Here is a 1,391-nt window from a genome sequence, read left to right as displayed (position 1 = left end):
GGCCGGCGGAGCCGGTCAGTCGGTGGCGGGCGGGACCTCGTCGGGCTCGTCGACCAGGCCGAGCTCGCGGCGCTCGTGCTCCACGCGCATCTCCAGCTCGTCGTCGCTGGGGCGCGCCGGCATCTTCGCGTGCTCCTGGCGGTCGCGGGGCGCGGCGATCTCGGGCTGGATGACGCCGAGGTCGTTCTCGTCGTTCTGGCTCATGCCCCGACGGTAGGCACGGGCACGGGCCCGCGCACCCGCAGGCGGGTCAGGAGCGCCCGGCGGCGCGGGTGTGCTCGAAGATCAGGCTGGTCTCGGTGAGGCCGACGTCGGGGTCGCGCGAGAGGTGCTCGGCGACGAAGTCGCGCAGGGCACCGGTGGAGGCGACGGCCACGTGCAGGAGGTAGTCGTTGGCGCCGGCGACGAAGTAGACGTCGAGCACCTCCGGCTGGCGGCGGATGCGCGCGACGAAGGGGCCCATGCTGCCGCGGGCGTGGGCGGCGAGCTTGACGGAGATCATCGCCTGCAGGTCCAGGCCGAGGGCGCGGGGGTCGACGTCGGCGTGGAAGCCGCGGATGACGCCGGACCCGCGCAGGGCGCGCACCCGCAGCAGGCAGGTGGAGGGGGCGATGCCCACGCGCTGGGCGAGGGCGGCGTTGGTGATGCGCCCGTCCTCGGCGAGCACGTGCAGGATGGCGCGGTCCACCGCGTCCACCGCGTCCACCGCCGGCCGAACGTTCTTCGGCGCGCGGGCCGGCGCGGGGCCGCTGCCCGAAGGTCCTCCTGCCACGACGGGACCGTACCGAATCTCCTGCGGTCCCGTTGTCACGATCTCGCGGGTTCTTCATCCTGGTGGGGTCCGGACGGCAGCTCGACCTGGAGGTTCGACGTGCGCATCGGTGTCCCCCGTGAGGTGAAGAACCGCGAGCACCGCGTGGCCCTGACGCCCGCGGGCGTCCACGAGCTGACCGGCCACGGCCACGAGGTGCTCGTCGAGGCCGGCGCCGGCGAGGGCAGTTCGCTGCCGGACGCGGACTACGAGGCGGCCGGCGCGAAGGTCGTCGCCGACGCCGAGGAGGTGTGGGGCGCGGCCGAGCTGCTGCTGAAGGTCAAGGAACCCGTCGCGCAGGAGCACCCCCGGTTGCGCGCGGACCAGGTGCTGTTCACGTACCTGCACCTGGCGGCCTCGCGCGAGTGCACCGCGGCGCTGCTGGCGGCGGGCACCACCGCCATCGCCTACGAGACGGTGCAGCTGGGCGACGGTTCGCTGCCGCTGCTGGCGCCGATGAGCGAGGTCGCCGGCCGGCTGGCCCCGCAGGTCGGCGCGTACCACCTGATGAGCGCGAACTCCGCCGTGGGCGCCGGTGGCCGGCGACCTCGCTCATCGGCGCCAGCAGCGGCAGCGAACC

Annotated in this window: 2 protein-coding genes and 1 pseudogene; 1 reads left to right on the top strand and 2 read right to left on the bottom strand. The window is 74.6% G+C overall.

Translation table 11 applies throughout. The features are described 5' to 3' along the window. Positions 1-15: 15 nt before the first annotated feature. Complete coding sequence (locus GTR00_RS20865) at positions 16-204, bottom strand: hypothetical protein (protein ID WP_166613437.1); 189 nt, start codon at positions 202-204, stop codon at positions 16-18. Between the two features lie 46 nt (positions 205-250). Beyond that, on the bottom strand, positions 251-706 hold the full coding sequence (locus GTR00_RS26115; RefSeq protein ID WP_323132653.1) for an Lrp/AsnC family transcriptional regulator: 456 nt from the start codon (positions 704-706) through the stop codon (positions 251-253). A 165-nt stretch (positions 707-871) separates the two neighbouring features. Between GTR00_RS26115 and GTR00_RS20855 the strand changes: the two are divergent. After that, positions 872-1,391, top strand: a pseudogene (locus GTR00_RS20855) (alanine dehydrogenase); the annotation flags it as partial.

It is taken from the genome of Kineococcus indalonis, from assembly GCF_009906395.1.
Taxonomy (GTDB): domain Bacteria; phylum Actinomycetota; class Actinomycetes; order Actinomycetales; family Kineococcaceae; genus Kineococcus; species Kineococcus indalonis.
This window is presented reverse-complemented; position numbering and strand designations above follow the sequence as displayed.